The 15344-nt window shown below is 57.6% G+C and carries 21 protein-coding genes; 11 read left to right on the top strand and 10 right to left on the bottom strand.

Annotated features, from left to right (window positions below; translation table 11 throughout):
• The first annotated feature begins 1 nt into the window (after position 1).
• From J7413_RS08430 to aat, 6 genes are all read left to right on the top strand, one after another.
• Positions 2 to 868 (top strand): ABC transporter permease, encoded by an 867-nt coding sequence (locus J7413_RS08430; protein ID WP_209097627.1) that lies wholly within the window; start codon positions 2 to 4, stop codon positions 866 to 868.
• The gene (locus J7413_RS08435; RefSeq protein ID WP_209097628.1) at positions 865 to 1722 is read left to right on the top strand and encodes an ABC transporter permease subunit; all 858 of its coding nucleotides are present in this window, start codon (positions 865 to 867) and stop codon (positions 1720 to 1722) included. Before J7413_RS08430 ends, J7413_RS08435 begins: the two co-directional genes overlap by 4 nt.
• Before the next feature lie 65 nt (positions 1723 to 1787).
• Positions 1788 to 2330, top strand: coding sequence for a helix-turn-helix transcriptional regulator (locus J7413_RS08440; RefSeq protein WP_209097629.1), 543 nt, complete (start codon positions 1788 to 1790; stop codon positions 2328 to 2330).
• Positions 2331 to 2509: 179 nt separating this feature from the next.
• Entirely contained in the window at positions 2510 to 3010 is a 501-nt protein-coding gene (gene accB / locus J7413_RS08445; RefSeq protein WP_209097630.1) for an acetyl-CoA carboxylase biotin carboxyl carrier protein, read from the top strand.
• A 10-nt stretch (positions 3011 to 3020) separates the two neighbouring features.
• Entirely contained in the window at positions 3021 to 4373 is a 1353-nt protein-coding gene (gene accC / locus J7413_RS08450) for an acetyl-CoA carboxylase biotin carboxylase subunit (protein WP_209097631.1), read from the top strand.
• 19 nt (positions 4374 to 4392) lie between these two features.
• Complete coding sequence (aat, locus tag J7413_RS08455; protein WP_209097632.1) at positions 4393 to 5043, top strand: leucyl/phenylalanyl-tRNA--protein transferase; 651 nt, start codon at positions 4393 to 4395, stop codon at positions 5041 to 5043.
• On the opposite strand, the gene J7413_RS08460 is transcribed toward aat, so the two are convergent.
• From J7413_RS08460 to J7413_RS08495, 8 genes are all read right to left on the bottom strand, one after another.
• Positions 4974 to 5489, bottom strand: a complete 516-nt coding sequence (locus J7413_RS08460) for a DUF2155 domain-containing protein (RefSeq protein ID WP_247743402.1) — start codon at positions 5487 to 5489, stop codon at positions 4974 to 4976. The genes aat and J7413_RS08460 overlap by 70 nt on opposite strands.
• 1 nt (position 5490) lies before the next feature.
• Positions 5491 to 5940 carry an outer membrane lipid asymmetry maintenance protein MlaD gene (gene mlaD, locus J7413_RS08465; protein ID WP_209097633.1) on the bottom strand — a complete coding sequence of 150 codons (450 nt, stop codon included), beginning with the start codon at positions 5938 to 5940 and terminating at the stop codon, positions 5491 to 5493.
• Between the two features lie 7 nt (positions 5941 to 5947).
• Entirely contained in the window at positions 5948 to 6337 is a 390-nt protein-coding gene (locus J7413_RS08470) for an NADH:ubiquinone oxidoreductase subunit NDUFA12 (protein ID WP_209097634.1), read from the bottom strand.
• A gap of 117 nt (positions 6338 to 6454) precedes the next feature.
• Positions 6455 to 6859, bottom strand: coding sequence for a glyoxalase superfamily protein (locus J7413_RS08475; RefSeq protein WP_209097635.1), 405 nt, complete (start codon positions 6857 to 6859; stop codon positions 6455 to 6457).
• A 145-nt stretch (positions 6860 to 7004) separates the two neighbouring features.
• Positions 7005 to 7889, bottom strand: coding sequence for a DMT family transporter (locus tag J7413_RS08480; RefSeq protein ID WP_209097636.1), 885 nt, complete (start codon positions 7887 to 7889; stop codon positions 7005 to 7007).
• A gap of 20 nt (positions 7890 to 7909) precedes the next feature.
• Complete coding sequence (locus J7413_RS08485; protein WP_209097637.1) at positions 7910 to 8293, bottom strand: RidA family protein; 384 nt, start codon at positions 8291 to 8293, stop codon at positions 7910 to 7912.
• A 98-nt stretch (positions 8294 to 8391) separates the two neighbouring features.
• On the bottom strand, positions 8392 to 8661 hold the full coding sequence (locus J7413_RS08490) for a glutaredoxin (RefSeq protein WP_209097638.1): 270 nt from the start codon (positions 8659 to 8661) through the stop codon (positions 8392 to 8394).
• Positions 8662 to 8967: 306 nt separating this feature from the next.
• Complete coding sequence (locus tag J7413_RS08495; RefSeq protein ID WP_209097639.1) at positions 8968 to 9651, bottom strand: winged helix-turn-helix domain-containing protein; 684 nt, start codon at positions 9649 to 9651, stop codon at positions 8968 to 8970.
• A 74-nt stretch (positions 9652 to 9725) separates the two neighbouring features.
• Between J7413_RS08495 and J7413_RS08500 the strand changes: the two genes are divergently transcribed.
• From J7413_RS08500 to J7413_RS08510, 3 genes are read left to right on the top strand one after another with little or no spacing between them, the layout of a single operon-like run.
• Positions 9726 to 10049, top strand: coding sequence for an NIPSNAP family protein (locus J7413_RS08500; RefSeq protein WP_209097640.1), 324 nt, complete (start codon positions 9726 to 9728; stop codon positions 10047 to 10049).
• Positions 10046 to 10390, top strand: a complete 345-nt coding sequence (locus J7413_RS08505; protein ID WP_209097641.1) for an antibiotic biosynthesis monooxygenase — start codon at positions 10046 to 10048, stop codon at positions 10388 to 10390. Before J7413_RS08500 ends, J7413_RS08505 begins: the two co-directional genes overlap by 4 nt.
• Positions 10387 to 11004: a LysE family translocator gene (locus tag J7413_RS08510; RefSeq protein WP_209097642.1), complete on the top strand. Its 618-nt coding sequence runs from the start codon at positions 10387 to 10389 to the stop codon at positions 11002 to 11004. Before J7413_RS08505 ends, J7413_RS08510 begins: the two co-directional genes overlap by 4 nt.
• A 212-nt stretch (positions 11005 to 11216) precedes the next feature.
• Here J7413_RS08510 and clpX read toward each other — a convergent pair whose 3' ends face one another.
• Positions 11217 to 12482, bottom strand: a complete 1266-nt coding sequence (gene clpX, locus J7413_RS08515; RefSeq protein WP_209097643.1) for an ATP-dependent Clp protease ATP-binding subunit ClpX — start codon at positions 12480 to 12482, stop codon at positions 11217 to 11219.
• A gap of 130 nt (positions 12483 to 12612) precedes the next feature.
• Positions 12613 to 13245, bottom strand: a complete 633-nt coding sequence (locus J7413_RS08520; protein WP_209097644.1) for an ATP-dependent Clp protease proteolytic subunit — start codon at positions 13243 to 13245, stop codon at positions 12613 to 12615.
• Between the two features lie 382 nt (positions 13246 to 13627).
• Between J7413_RS08520 and J7413_RS08525 the strand changes: the two genes are divergently transcribed.
• The gene (locus J7413_RS08525) at positions 13628 to 14182 is read left to right on the top strand and encodes a hypothetical protein (RefSeq protein WP_209097645.1); all 555 of its coding nucleotides are present in this window, start codon (positions 13628 to 13630) and stop codon (positions 14180 to 14182) included.
• Positions 14183 to 14441: 259 nt separating this feature from the next.
• Positions 14442 to 15104: a DNA-3-methyladenine glycosylase I gene (locus J7413_RS08530; protein ID WP_209097646.1), complete on the top strand. Its 663-nt coding sequence runs from the start codon at positions 14442 to 14444 to the stop codon at positions 15102 to 15104.
• Positions 15105 to 15344 lie beyond the last annotated feature (240 nt).

A 15344-nucleotide genomic window follows, 5' to 3' on the forward strand; every position in this document is an offset into this window, starting at 1 on the left:
CATGACCTCTGACGCATCCCGGCTTGGGTTCTACCTGCTGCTGGCACCAATCCTGCTCTGGTTGGTGCTGCTCATCATCCTGCCCCATATCGGGCTTTTCATCGTCTCCATCAGCGAGAAAGTCGGCCCCCGCGAATATGAATACGGGCTGGGCAACTATGCCGCCTTCTTTGGCGAACCGCTTTATTGGCGCACTTTTGCGCGCACGGCCATCATGTCCATTCTCGCCACGGCGCTGACGCTGGTGCTGGGCTTTCCGATTGCCTACTACATCGCAAAACTCACCAAAGGGCGCACCAAAACCACGCTGTTTCTGATGTGCATGATCCCGTTCTGGGTGTCTGAGCTGGTGCGCACCTTCGGCTGGATGATCCTGCTGCGGGAAACCGGTGTGTTCTCCAACCTGCTGCAATCGCTTGGCTTGGCCAGCGGCGGGGTAGAGATGCTGTATAACGACGCCGCCATCATGGTCGGCCTTGTCTACACCTCAATCCTCTTCATGGTGGTGCCGCTTGTCACCACGCTCGACAGTCTGGACGACAGTCTGATTGAGGCCGGCTATGACCTTGGCGCGAACAGCACATCCATCATGCGCGAGATCGTCATTCCCCATGCGATGCCCGGCATCGTGTCGGGCTGTATTGTCGTGTTCATGCTGTCCCTTGGCAACTATCTCACCCCGATCCTGCTGGGCGGCAAGGACAGCCTGTGGTTCACAGGCATGATCTACACACAGTTCATCACCCGCTTTAACTGGGAACTGGGCGCGGCCTTTGGCTTCCTGCTGCTGGCGCTGTCCTCGCTTGTGGTGTTTGTCGGCCTGAAACTCTCCGGTCAGTCACTTTCTGAAACGATGGGGCGGTCATGATTCCTACGATTTCCCAACCATGGTTCACAAAATGGGCCTACCGCGCCTATGTCGGGCTGTTTTTCGTCTACCTCGCGCTGCCGCTCGCGGTTGTCTGTGCCTTTGCCTTCAACAACAGTGTGTTCCCTGCGCTGCCGTGGGAAGGCTTCACAATGGCGTGGTTCTTTGGCACCGAAGCACCTTTTGTCGGCGTCTTTCATGAACGCGCGATCCTGCGCTCCATCGGCACCTCAGCCTTTGTGGCCGCATGGGTTTCAGCCCTCGCGGTCACAGTTGGCACCTGCAACGCCTTCCTGTTTGTCCGCCATGACTTCCGCGGCAAAGCCCTGCTGTACATGCTGATGCTATTGCCGCTGATCATCCCCGGCGTGATCCTAGGCATTTCAATCCTCGTGTTCTCAAGCTCCATAGCCAACACGCTCGAAGACGCGACCGGCCTCTGGTTTGACGGGCTGCGCCCCGGCCTGCCGCTGGTGATCTTGGGGCAGTTCTCCTTCATCACAACCTTTGCGACGCTGGTGATCTCCGCCCGCCTTCAGAAGTTTGACGCAAGCCTGGAAGAAGCGGCACTGAACCTCGGGGCCAGCAAATGGGGCGCGGTGCGCCAGATCACCCTGCCCTTCCTACTGCCCGCTATTGTGGCGAGCGCGGTTGTATCGGTGCTTATGAGCTTTGAGAACTTCAACACCACGCTCATTCTGGTGGGCTCTGACTCCCCGCTCACGATCACCATGTTTGACAAGCTCAAACAAGGCTCTACGCCGGTGCTCAACGCGGTGTCGCTGCTGCTCATCATCGCCTCTGCAATACTGGGGCTCCTGTCGCTGGTTTTCCAGAAGTCACGCGATCGCTAAACAAATCCGAAGGGGGCCATGCGCCCCCTTCCCCTTTTGCAGAGCCTGTGCCATCACTGCGCCCCATGGAACTGCACGCACTGGCTTTTGATCACGCCCCTGTGGGGCTTTGCATTCTGCAAAACCGCATCATTTCGCGGGCCAACCTGCGCTTTGCAGAAATGTTCGGCCTGACTGCCGAAGACTGCTCTGCCCGCTCCATCGCCGATTTTTACGCCTCTCAAGAGGATTTTCGCACCATCGGCGAGCGCGTGTATTCGGCCATCGCCGATACGGGGCGCTACAGCGACGAACGTGTCATGCGCCGCACCGACGGCACCCTGTTCTGGTGCCGCGTGCGGGGCCAGTCCACCTCCCCCGACAACCCGTTTCAGAAAAGCGTCTGGTCCTTTGCCGATCTATCCGAGGACCGTCCGGTGGTTGAACTGACACAGCGGGAACGTGAAGTCGCCATTCTCACCTGTCGCGGTATGACGTCAAAAGAGATCGGGCTAGAGCTCGCGCTCTCTTATCGCACTGTCGAAGAATACCGCGCGCGGCTGCTGCGCAAATTCGGCGCACGCAAGCTCGCAGAGCTTGTGGCCAAACTCGCAGGCATGCCGCTTTAAGGCGCAATACGGGCTTTCTCAGTCAAAAATGACCTACAGGGGCTTAAAATCACCCCCATTTCCCCCCATCTGACAGGCCAGTTCAGCTTTCCTAGGGGGTGCTTTTTCTCTATAAGCGCCGCAGGGGAAACCAGAATAAGACTCAACCGCGCCCCGCGCGAAGAGGATAGAAAACGTAAATGAGCAACAAAAATCACGACTCCGATGTGGCCTTTATCTCTGCACTGGCGGAGCTTCTGCGCGATAATGACCTGACCGAGCTGGAAGTCATGCGCGAATATGGCGAAGACGACAGCCTGAACGTACGCGTCAGCCGCCAGACCCAAGTGGTCGCCGCTCCGGCACAGGTCGCCGTGGCCGCGCCGGCCGCCGCACCCGCTGCTGCGCCAGCCGCAGCCCCAGCCGCTGCAGCACCTGCCGCTGCACAAGACGATCCTGCCAGCCATCCGGGCGCTGTGACCTCGCCAATGGTCGGCACCGTGTATCTTGCACCAGAGCCCGGCGCCGCCTCCTTCGTCAGCGTCGGTCAGTCCGTCAGCGAAGGCGACACCCTGCTGATCGTCGAAGCGATGAAAACCATGAACCACATCCCGGCGCCAAAATCCGGCACCGTGAAGCGCATTCTGGTGGGCGATGGCGATACCGTGGAATACGGCGCGCCGCTGGTGATCATCGAGTAAGGATCCCCCAATGTTTGACAAAATCCTGATCGCCAACCGCGGAGAGATCGCCCTGCGCGTGATCCGTGCGTGTCGCGAAATGGGCATCAAATCCGTCGCGGTGCATTCCACCGCCGATGCGGATGCGATGCACGTGCGCATGGCGGATGAGGCGATCTGTATCGGCCCTGCGCCGGGCACAGAGAGCTATCTGAACATGGCCTCCATCATCGCCGCCTGCGAAGTCACTGGCGCACAGGCGATCCACCCGGGCTATGGCTTCCTGTCAGAAAACGCGAACTTCGTGCAAATCGTCGAAGATCACGACCTGACTTTCATCGGTCCGACCGCGGAACATATCCGCATCATGGGCGACAAGATCACCGCCAAAGACACGATGATCAAACTCGGCGTGCCTTGCGTACCGGGCTCTGACGGGGGCGTGCCAGATCTGGCTGCTGCCAAGAAGCTTGGCGAAGAGATGGGCTATCCGGTCATCATCAAAGCCACCGCCGGTGGCGGCGGGCGTGGCATGAAAGTGGCGCAAACCGCCGCTGACATGGAAAGCGCCTTCATGACCGCACGGGCCGAGGGCAAAGCCGCTTTTGGCAACGATGAAGTCTACATCGAAAAGTACCTCACCACCCCGCGCCACATCGAAATTCAGGTGTTTGGCGACGGCAAGGGCAATGCGGTGCATCTGGGCGAACGTGACTGCTCCCTGCAGCGTCGTCACCAGAAGGTGTTTGAAGAGGCCCCCGGCCCCTCCATCACCCCAGAAGAACGCGCCAAGATCGGGAAAATCTGTGCGGATGCGGTTGCGAAAATCAACTACATTGGCGCGGGCACCATCGAGTTCCTCTATGAAAACGGCGAGTTCTATTTCATCGAAATGAACACCCGTCTTCAGGTGGAACACCCGGTCACCGAAAGCATCTTTGGTGTGGACCTTGTGCGCGAGCAAATCCGCGTCGCCGCTGGTCAGCCGATGTCCTTCGGTCAAGATGATCTGGAGATCAACGGCCACTCCATCGAAGTGCGTATCAACGCTGAGAAACTGCCGGATTTCGCACCGCGTCCCGGTAAGATCACAGCCTTCCACGCGCCCGGTGGCCTTGGCGTGCGCATGGACAGCGCACTCTATGATGGCTACTCGATCCCACCTTACTATGACAGCCTGATCGGCAAGCTCATCGTGCATGGCCGCGACCGTGCAGAGGCGCTCGCGCGTCTGGAGCGTGCCCTTGGGGAGCTGATCATCGACGGGATCGACACCACCACGCCCCTGTTCCATGCACTTCTGCAGGAAAAAGACATCCACACCGGCGAATATAACATTCACTGGCTGGAAAAATGGCTCGAAACCAATTTGGTAGAGGGCTGAGCGCACATGGGCGCGCATCATGTCTGAGGTCACGCCAGACCTCTTGATGCGCGCCTATGGCATGGGGGTCTTTCCCATGTCCGAAAACCGCGATGACCCGGATATTTTCTGGGTGGATCCCATCCGCCGCGGCATCTTTCCTCTTGATGGATTTAATGTCTCCCGCAGCTTGGCGCGGCGCATCCGGCGTGGCCGCTATGATGTGTCCCTGAACGCTGATTTTGAGGGCGTGCTCTACGGCTGTGCAGATCGCGATGAGACTTGGATCAATGCGCAAATCCATCAGCTCTATATGGATCTGCACCAGCGCGGACAGGCCCATTCACTGGAGATCTGGGACGGCCCACGCCTCGCAGGCGGCGTCTATGGCGTCACCCTTGGCGCAGCGTTCTTTGGCGAAAGCATGTTTTCGCGCGCCACCGATGCGTCCAAAGTCGCGCTGGCGTTTCTGATCGAACACCTGCGCCGTTGTGGCTTCACCCTGTTTGACACCCAGTTTCTCACTGAGCATCTCGCCTCACTGGGCGCCATCGAGGTGCCACGGGCCGACTATCATAAAATGCTCACATGGGCCCAGCGTCAGGACGCGGACATCACCGCTCACTCGCTGCCTTCCGCCTCAGAGGTGCTCGCCTCTGCCGCCTTACAGCGCAAGACCCAGACATCATAACGTGGATGATCCAGCGCGCTCAGCGCCGGAGAGCTGGCAATCATCCAGCCCTGAAATAGGTTCTCCCCTGCGCCTTTGTCCTCAAAGACGGAGACAAACGCATACGCTTCGCCGGTCGGGTTCTCGGTGGGATGGCGGCACTGCGCCATATCCACCCGCAGGGTGCCAAAATTGACGCTATAGCCATTCTGCAGCTCGAAGTCCGCCACCTGCCCGGTCAGCTTATCAAGCCCCCGCAGCATGGCGCTTTCCCCAACTGTGGCCGCCACAACGGTTTCGCTCGTCACATCGCCTAAGGGGATCTCAAGCGGCTCATAGCGCAGCGGCGCAATCTCAAGCATCTCGATCTCAATGTCCTGCGCCATTACAGGCGTCGAGACAAAGGCCGTCGCCGCGCCCACCCCCAGTGAAACGCTCAGTCCAAGCGCCTTAACCGCTTTTTGCATATCAGCTCTCTCCGCTGCCGCTGACAAACTTCAACAGAAGCGAAATCAGGCTGACAGAGCCCTGCGTGTCTTCGATCTCATCACCGGCTTCAAAATTGAACGGCGACCCACCGGGCAGAATTTCCACAAAGTTGCCGCCCAGCAGCCCTTCAGAGGAAATCACAACCGCGCTGTCATCGGGCAGCTCAATGCCATTGGCCACGTTAAACGTGGTGGTCGCCCGGAATGTTGCAGGATCCAGATCCACATCGGTCACTGTGCCAATTTTCACACCCGCCAGGCGCACGTCCGTGCCCACGCTGATGCCCTCAATTGAGCGGAAAGATGCGGTCAGCCCATAGCCCCCCGTATCGCCGCCCACATTGGAAAACTGCGCGCCATACAGCAGAAAACCTGCTGCCACCGCGACCACAGCCGCGCCTACAAAAGTCTCAGTACGTACCGCCGACATGGGTGTCTTACTCCGGGCTCCAAGCCTCATAATCAGAGCGTTCAACAGGCGCTTTGCCCGTGGCTCTGATCGATCCTGCCGGCGCATAGGCCAAAGCCGAGCCGGTCACATTTTCCTGATGTGGGATTTCCCACGCTTTGTGCGCCAATGGTTTTTCCGAGGGCACCTCGTCAAAGGTCCGGTGCAGCCACCCATGCCAATCCGCACTCACGCGGCTGGCTTCAGCCTCACCATTATAGATCACCCAGCGCTTTGAATCATCGGCATTGCGGTAATAGACATTGCCCTCAGCATCCTCGCCAACCTTTGTGCCTTTGCGCATCGTATAAAGTTTGGTGTTCAGCGTCGCGCCGTTCCACCAGGTCAATACGTTGTTGATTGTGCTCAGAATGCCCATGGGAGTCTCCGCAAGTACATGTCTCATATGGACCATTTGCCCTCAAAGGTCCAGTCTGCGCAAGCCTGACAACACAGTCAGGCACGCCACGCCCCAACAATTCATGGCGGCCGAACGCTATTCGGCCCCCTGTTCACAAAATGTCAGCTTATTGCCAAAGGGATCCGTCAGCTTAAACTGTACGCCCCAGGGCATCTTCTCAAGCTCCGGTCGCACGTTCTGAGGATTGCGCGCCAACAATTCATCGCAGTAACCCGCGACCCCCTCCATCGGTACGAAACAGCCGCTCCCCGGCGTTGCGTCCCCAAAGTGCTCGCTCAGGTGGAGCAAACAGCCCGCGCGCGACACCTGCATATACAAAGGAAACCCGGGCTCATGCTGGTGTTGCCAATCCAAGGTAAATCCAAGAAAATCAATATAAAATTTTTGTGCACGGGCTGTGTCAAACACCCGCAAAATCGGAATGGCTGATCGAAGCATCACCTTCTGCACAGGATCAGCCTCCGCTGAGCTTCCCGCCATATGAGCCCCCTGTTCTCGCAAGAGTTGCATCTTTTCCTGTCCTCACCAAAGGACAGAGCCACGCAGTTGTCAATCTTGTTGGCAGAAGCTCAGCAAAATCGCAGCTGTCTGTGCAAGAAACAGCCACCCGTGAGCGAGGCGAAGCTCAGCGCGCGCCCCGCCACATAATCACCAGACCAGACAGCACAATCAGTAGGCTCCCGGCAATCATCATCGCATCGAGCCCCTCGCCAAAGACAACCACACCCAACGCAACGCCAAACAACAGGCGGCTGTATCGAAACGGCGTGACGGCAGAGACTTCACCTGTTCGCATCGCCCGCATCAGAGCGCTATAAGCGAACACACCACAGGCCACAGCGGCCACCACAGACAGCAACGCCATGGGCGGCGGCATGTGAAACGGCTGTTGCTCCCAGAACTGACCATAGAGCGCACCGGCAAGCACAATCGCAAGAAAGCCATAGAGCCCCAGCACAGCCGTCCCCAGGCTCGCAGGCGCCGCCCGGCTGGCCAGATCACGCCCGGCAAACCCAAGCATGCCGCCCACCGCCAAAAGCGACAACAGCGTGAAACTATCCCCGCCGGGGCGCACCACCAGCACGACACCCAGCAGCCCGATCACAATCGCCAGCCAGCGCCGCCAGCCCACCTGCTCGCCCAGCACCAGCGCGGCAAAGGCCACCACCACAAGTGGCGTGGCCTGCAAAATCACAGTTGTGGACGACAACGGCGTCAGCGCCAGCGAGAGCGTGAAAAACAGCCGCCCAAACACCTCAAAAAACACCCGCACCTGCATTGGGCGCGACAGCACTTCTTTGGGGGCCAGCGGCTGCCCTTTGGCGCGCAACCACAGAGCAAACACCATGGCCCCACCTGCACCAAACAGCACCATCACCTGCGCAATCGGCAAGCTCTGCGCGGCGGCCTTCAAGAAAGCATCCTCCACGGCAAACCCAGCCATTGCGGCGATCATAAACAGGCTACCAAGCCTGTTGGCGGCGCGATCCGTGGCGATATGTGCGGTCATTTTTTTGCTCTCTGTCAGCGTCAGGCAGAGACGCGCGCGGTGACTTCGATCTCAATTTTCATCGCCGCTTCCATAAGGTCGGCAATCACCATCGTCGCCGCCGGCTTGGCCTTGGCAAAGACCTCACTTGTCACCGGCCAGCATTTCTCAAAATCGCTGCCATCGGGCAGAATATAGGTCACCCGCACCACATCATCGAGGCTGCTGCCTGCCTCCTCAAGCGCCTTGCCAATGGTGGCCAGCGTATTGCGGCACTGATCCACCACATCCTCAGGCAGGGTCATGGTGGCGTAGTCATAGCCCGTCGTGCCCGAAACAAAGACCCAGCCATCCGCCACAACCGCGCGGGAATAGCCGATTTTTTCTTCAAAAGGGGATCCGGTGGAAATGTGACGGACAGACATGATGCGCTCCTGAATTGTCATTCAGCCCAGACATCCTCCGCCAGCAGGCAACTGTCAATGGCCCCCGCCACAGGCGTGACATGAGGCCTCATAGGTGCCTAGCGTTTCCAGAACCCTTTGGATTTCGGCTTTTGCCCCTGAAGGTGCTTTTTCAGCTCGGTGTAGCCGCCAATTTTCTTGCCATCGATGAAAATCAACGGCGTTGTCGTAATGTGATGCTTGTCTTTGAAAGCATCCGTCTCCCGCCGCGTGCGCAGAATATGCTCTTCAATCTCAAACTTCTCCCGCTTGAGCAGGTCACGCGCGGCGGTGCCATAGCCACAAGTGTAGTTGGGCAGATCCATGCGATAGAGTACGGCTTTGGGCATTTTCGTGGTCCTTTGTTAGCGCGCCCGATATTGGGTGCCGCACCCGCAAAGGCAACCAGCCCCCCGCTCACATTTGCGTGGGCCAAGCTTCCTCATTCGCCAAATTTCCTGGGGTGAATGCACGCCCCGCGCGCAAAGGGGCAAGACTCCGGAGTGATCGCCATTTAACCGATACGGCACTACGCTCCAACGACGGCGATGCGCAGGAAACGGGCTTTGCAAAGTCAGATACAGGCGGTAACAACGCGGACAAAGTGAGCTTTCGCTGCGGGTGCGCCAATGTCAGGTTTCCTGTTTTAGAGAAGCTTAACCAACAGAAAACAGTCGCTCAAATTCTTTAGCTCCATTTGTCGAGAACGAAATCACGCGCGTTTTCTGATCGCGTTTGGCCCACGACAGGTCTTCAAACCGGCTAAGGAACGCGCGGCCAAGACTACCCGCCAGATGCGACCTGCGCTCGCTCCAATCCAAACATTCTCGGCAAAGCGGTGATTTATTTTTACGTAATTCCGTCAGATCAATTCCGAGTTCTGTCACAAAGGCTTGGCCGGAACGCGTTAGATTTAGATCCTCGCCGTCGAGGATCAGATGGCCCTGCGCTATCAGGCTGTCGAACATCTGTGTGCCCATATCACCCGCAAGATGATTGTAGCAGACGCGTGCCCGTCGCAATTCAGCATCCTTCGGCCCGGTACGCTTGCGCAGATGTCCTGATCCCGCGGCCAAACCCATCAAGCCTTCCAGAACATGCGCAACTTCGTCGTTGGCGAGAGAAAAATACTTGTGCCGCCCCTGTTTGCGAGGACGCAACAGACCGCCGTCATCGAGCTTGGACAGGTGGGAGCTTGCTGTCTGGATAGTAACGCCCGCTTCCTCCGCCAATTCGCTCACGGTCAGGGCCTTCCCGCTCATGAGCGCAGTCAGCATGTTAGCACGCGCGGGATCGCCGATCAGCGCCGCGACATGTGCAATATCAGGACCTTCTTTCATAGTTCGAGCCTAATCGAAGCATTCGATCATCGCAATTCGGTAGACCGGAGAAAACACACTAAAAGGATTCCGCTATGTTGACCTGCATCATTCGCTACCAGATCGACCCGACCAAGAAAGCCCTGTTTGAAGAATATTCCCGCAACTGGGGCCAGGCGATTCCGCGCTGTGGCGCGGACCTGATCGGCTATTACGCGCCCCATGAAGGGTCATCGACGCTGGCTTACGGCATCTATAATGTGGAAAACCTTGCGGACTATGAAGCCTATCGGGCGCGACTGTCGGCGGACCCGTTGGGCCGTGAGAACTATGAGTTTGCCCAGAAAGAGAAATTTCTGCTCCGCGAGGATCGGACATGGCTCAAGCTCGCGTCAGCCCCGCATGGAGGTGGCGCATGATCGCGGTGATTTTCGAGGTCGAACCAGCAGAGGGCCGCAAGGGCGATTATCTCGATATCGCCGCCGAGATGAGACCGATGCTGAATGAGATCGAGGGGTTCATCTCGGTCGAACGGTTTCAGAGCCTTACCGATCCGCGCAAGGTACTCTCCTTGTCGTTTTTCAAAGACGAGGACGCGATTGCACGCTGGCGCAATTTGAGCGCGCATCGCAGGGCGCAGACGAAAGGGAGAAGCGGCGTATTCGACGACTATCGGCTGCGCATCGCGAGCGTCATCCGCGATTACGGCATGTTTGATCGCGCGCAAGCCCCAAAAGACAGCAAAAAGGCCCACTCATGATTTCACTTATTTTGACAGCGTGGGCCGCCCTCGCCACGGCGGCGATTTCGCCCGGCCCAAACCTCGTTGCTGTTGCATCGCGTGGCCTTGGTTCGGGCAGAAACTCTGCACTGATTGTTGCGGCGGGCTTAGCCTGTGGCGCGTTTCTATGGTCATTTCTAACAGCCGTAGGGCTTGGAACTTTATTTGAGGCTTATCCGGCCCTTCTGCGCATCATGGGCCTATTCGGTGGAGCATATCTCCTGTGGCTTGGTTTCAAAGGATGGCGTGCTGCGCTAACCGGAAAAGGCGGACAGATCGCGCCCATCAAGGGGCGCGGGGTGTGGCAGGACTTTTTACATGGCTTGACGGTCACATCGTCTAACCCCAAGGTTGCTCTACTTTGGGCATCACTTTCTACGTTCGTCGGGCCTGCGATCACCGATTGGCCACTTCTTTTGATGTTCACAACAGGGTCGGCAATCATCATCTTTGCAATCTATGGAACATATGGCTGGTTGTTCTCCACAGGCCGCGCACGAGGTCTTTATCAGCAATTTCAAAGGACCAGTGAAGCGCTCTTTGGCACTTTGTTTGGAGGACTTGGCATATTCATGATGAACAGAGCACTATAGTAACCAGACCTTCATGCGCGGCGCAGCATTCGGTAAAATGGGCTCACAGAAGTCTTTCGCTATTACCTTTGCCAAGGACCGCTTTGGACTGCGTGCAGTCACCGAGCTTTCGAACCCAGCGTCTGGAAAGTCCACAATCCCATCACCGCTCAACCCAAAACAAAAAAGGCGCCCCAACCGGAGCGCCCTTTCAAAACCTATTGCAGAATTGCTCAGCCCGCCGTCGCTGGCTCTTTCTCGCTCTCGCCGTGGATCATCAGCGGCGCGGCCTGGGTGGTTGCGGCTTCTTCGTTCACCACAACCTCGGTCACGCTCTCCTGACCCGGCAGCTCAAACATCGTGTCGAGCAGGATCTCTTCGAGGATGGAACGCAGGCCACGGGCACCGGTCTTGCGCTCAATCGCGCGGCGCGCAATTGCTTTCAGCGCCTCATCGGTGAAAGTCAGCTGCACATCTTCCAGCTCAAACAGACGCTGATACTGTTTCACCAGCGCGTTCTTGGGCTGTGTCAGAATGATCACCAGCGCGTCTTCATCCAGATCTTCCAGCGTCGCCAGAACCGGCAGACGGCCAACAAATTCCGGGATCAGACCAAATTTCAGCAGATCTTCCGGCTCCAGATCCTGGAAGATCTCACCCACGCCGCGCTCGTCATTGTCACGCACATCCGCGCCAAAACCCATCGCAGAGCCTTTGCCACGCTGCGCAATGATGCGGTCCAGACCAGCAAAGGCCCCGCCGCAGATGAACAAAATGTTGGTGGTGTCCACCTGCAGGAACTCCTGCTGCGGATGCTTGCGGCCACCCTGTGGCGGCACAGAGGCAACAGTACCTTCCATCAGCTTCAGCAGCGCCTGCTGCACACCTTCGCCAGACACGTCACGTGTGATCGACGGGTTCTCGGATTTGCGCGTGATCTTGTCGACCTCGTCAATGTAGACGATGCCACGCTGCGCGCGCTCCACATTATATTCTGACGCCTGCAACAGCTTCAGGATGATGTTCTCAACATCTTCACCGACATAGCCAGCCTCGGTCAGCGTGGTCGCATCCGCCATGGTGAACGGCACATCCAGAATGCGCGCCAGCGTCTGCGCCAACAGCGTCTTACCGCAGCCGGTCGGGCCGATCAGCAGGATGTTGGATTTCGCCAGCTCAATATCGCCACCCTTCTGAGCGTGGTTGAGGCGTTTGTAGTGGTTGTGCACCGCCACAGACAGCACCCGTTTGGCAACCGCCTGACCGATCACATAATCGTCCAGCACGTCGCAAATCTCGCGCGGCGTTGGCACCCCTTCAGAAGACTTCAGCCCACTGGCTTTTGTCTCTTCGCGGATGATGTCCATGCAAAGTTCGACACATTCGTCACAAATGAAAACGGTTGGCCCCGCAATCAGTTTGCGCACCTCGTGCTGACTCTTGCCACAAAAGCTGCAGTAAAGAGTATTCTTGCTGTCACCACCGGATGTGTTCGACATGTCTTCCCTTTCAGGCCCAAAACTACGGCCTCAGTTCCTGAGGCCACCGCTCCAGCCAGCTTAGGGCAGGCAGAAAGCGGGTACAATGCGAAAGTGCCCGGTGAAGTTCATGCCTCACCGGGCAGCTGATTTATTTCTCTTCGTCGTCGCCTTTGGCGCGGTTTTCGACAATCTCGTCGATCAAACCCCACTCTTTGGCCTCTTCCGGGCTCATGAAGTTGTCACGCTCAAGCCCCTGCTCCACCTCTTCATAGGTGCGGCCGGTGTGCTTCACGTAAATTTCATTGAGGCGTTTCTTCAGCTTCAGGGTTTCTTCGGCGTGGATCATGATGTCCGTCGCCTGGCCCTGATAGCCGCCAGATGGCTGGTGCACCATCACGCGCGAGTTCGGCAGAGAGAAACGCATGCCCGCTTCACCTGCGGTCAGCAACAAGGAGCCCATGGAGGCCGCCTGACCAATCACCAGCGTGCTCACCTTCGGCTTGATGTACTGCATGGTGTCATAGATCGACAGACCGGAAGTCACCACGCCGCCGGGGCTGTTGATGTACATGCTGATCTCTTTGGAGGGGTTTTCCGCCTCAAGGTGCAGCAGCTGCGCAACGATCAGGCTCGACATGCCGTCATGCACCGGACCGTTAAGGAAAATAATGCGCTCTTTTAACAGGCGCGAGAAAATATCATAGGCGCGCTCACCACGGCTGGTCTGTTCCACAACCATGGGCACAAGGGTGTTCATATAAGTCTCAAAAGGGTCTTTCATATCGCCTGCCTGTTGATCGCTTCGGCCCGACCGTCGGACCCTACCAAGAGAGTCTTAGTGGTGGGTTCGGAGGGCTGCAAGGCCACCTAAGGATTTTTGAGTTAAAGCGAGGTAAAGGTGGGGGGCGAAAGCACAACGTAAGAGGTTATTGATCAGCCTCGTTCGAATGCCCCCCTAAGCCAAATCAAAAATCTGGCAGCGCCCGAACCGCCCCCACGGGGCGGGCGCTTCGCTTCCTGCCCCTCGGTTCGTGCGCGGCAGCATTTATGCTGCTAATGTCCCGACAAAATCTACTCACATAGCCAACGGTTCAACACACTTGATTTCAGCGCAACTTTGAGGCGACAACGCTTCTGGTAGAAATTCGAAGAAAGACAGCTGCATGAAGAAAGCCGCAAAATGGATCGCCTACGGTTTAGGCCTATACATCCTTTTTCTCGCTTTGCTGTTTGCCTTCTATAGCCTCTCGCTTGCCTCTCCAAAAATCGCAAACATCGAGAAACGCATAAACCCCTCAAAATTTGTCTTCTGGCAAAACCAAGGGTTCTTTTCGACCCCACCATTGTTCACCAGACCGCTCTCAGATCCCAATGGGTATCTGTCTTTCGACGAACCAACCGATTTTCACGATGTCGATATCTGGGTGATCCTGCTTGAAGGCTTCGCGGACATTCACACTTTCGAACTTGCACAGCAGCTTGGCCTCGACCCCGACGATATCGCAGACAGCGCACCGGGCAACAGCATTGAAAAAAGCGGCGTTGGTATACACCTTAGGCGGCACGTGCTCCCTTTTTACGTTCAAAGAAAGAAGATCGTGATACTGGATGCAAAGTACATGCGGGAAAACTACAATCCGGAATGTTTGGATAAAATGGTTTATGGGGCAATGATAGGCCAGAGAGACGCCGCTCTACGTGAACGCTGCAAGCTATAAAGTTCCGCTTGTGAAAACTCCATGCGCCCCTTCGTCGAACTCTTCGCCACCCATCCCCGCCGCAAAGCCATTCCTATGCCAAAGCTGCGCTTTGGCAGCGCCCGAACCGCCCCCAACCGGGCGGGCGCGGCAGCTCAGCAATTGACCCCGTGCAATTCTGATCAAACCACTTGAGAAACTGCACAGGTAAATCTCTGGCGCGCGCCCAAAAAATCGCAACAATGCTCTGAAGATCAACGCCACCCAAAGGACCCAACCCATGCGCCCCTTCGACGAGATCTTCGCCATCGCCGCCGACCGCAAAGGCGGCTCCGCTGCGCTTGAAGCCCAACTGACCAAACCCAAATCCGCCGAGGACCTTGCGCAAATCCCCGAAGACCGCTGGCTTGCCCAATTCACCAAAGGCGTGTTTCAAGCAGGCTTTAACTGGCAGGTCATCGAGAACAAATGGGAGGGCTTTGAGGCCGCTTTCCATGGCTTTGATGTGGACCGCTGCGCCTTTCTGCACGACGAAGATATGGACCGCCTGATGTCCAACACAGACATCGTGCGCAACGGTCCCAAAATCCGCACCGTGATCGAAAACGCCCACTTCCTGCAATCCCTGCGCGCAGAGGGCGGCGCGGGCGTGGTGCTCGGCGGCTGGGCCGCGACCGACTATATCGGCCTGCTCGAATTTATGAAAAGGGGCGGCTCCCGCATCGGCGGCAACACCGGTCAATATGCGCTGCGCTTCTTGGGCAAAGACAGCTTCATCCTGTCCCGCGATGTGGTCGCCCGCCTGATCGCCGAAGGCGTGGTGGACAAACAGCCCACCTCCAAAGGCGCGATGAAGAAAGTGCAGGAAGTCTTCAACATCTGGATGGAGCAATCCGGCCGCAGCCTCACCCAAATCAGCCGCGTGCTGGCAATGAGCGTGTAGCCGCGCGCCTGCGCAAAGCCCGACCGGGGGTGGGCGCACTCAGCGGGCAACCTGCCCGTTTATGCCGACCAAACACATCCGGTTTCATCAAGTTGCCGCGCCCCGTCGCCTAAGCGCCCGCCCTGCGGACGGTCGGGCGCTGCCCCAGCGCCTTCGGCTTGTTCTGGGGCTAAGGCCAGCATGCGACGCAACGCCCCTTGCGTTCACAAACGCCCCTGCCCCAAGATATTGAACCGACGC

Source organism: Shimia sp. R10_1 (assembly GCF_017744095.1).
Classification (GTDB): Bacteria; Pseudomonadota; Alphaproteobacteria; order Rhodobacterales; family Rhodobacteraceae; genus Shimia.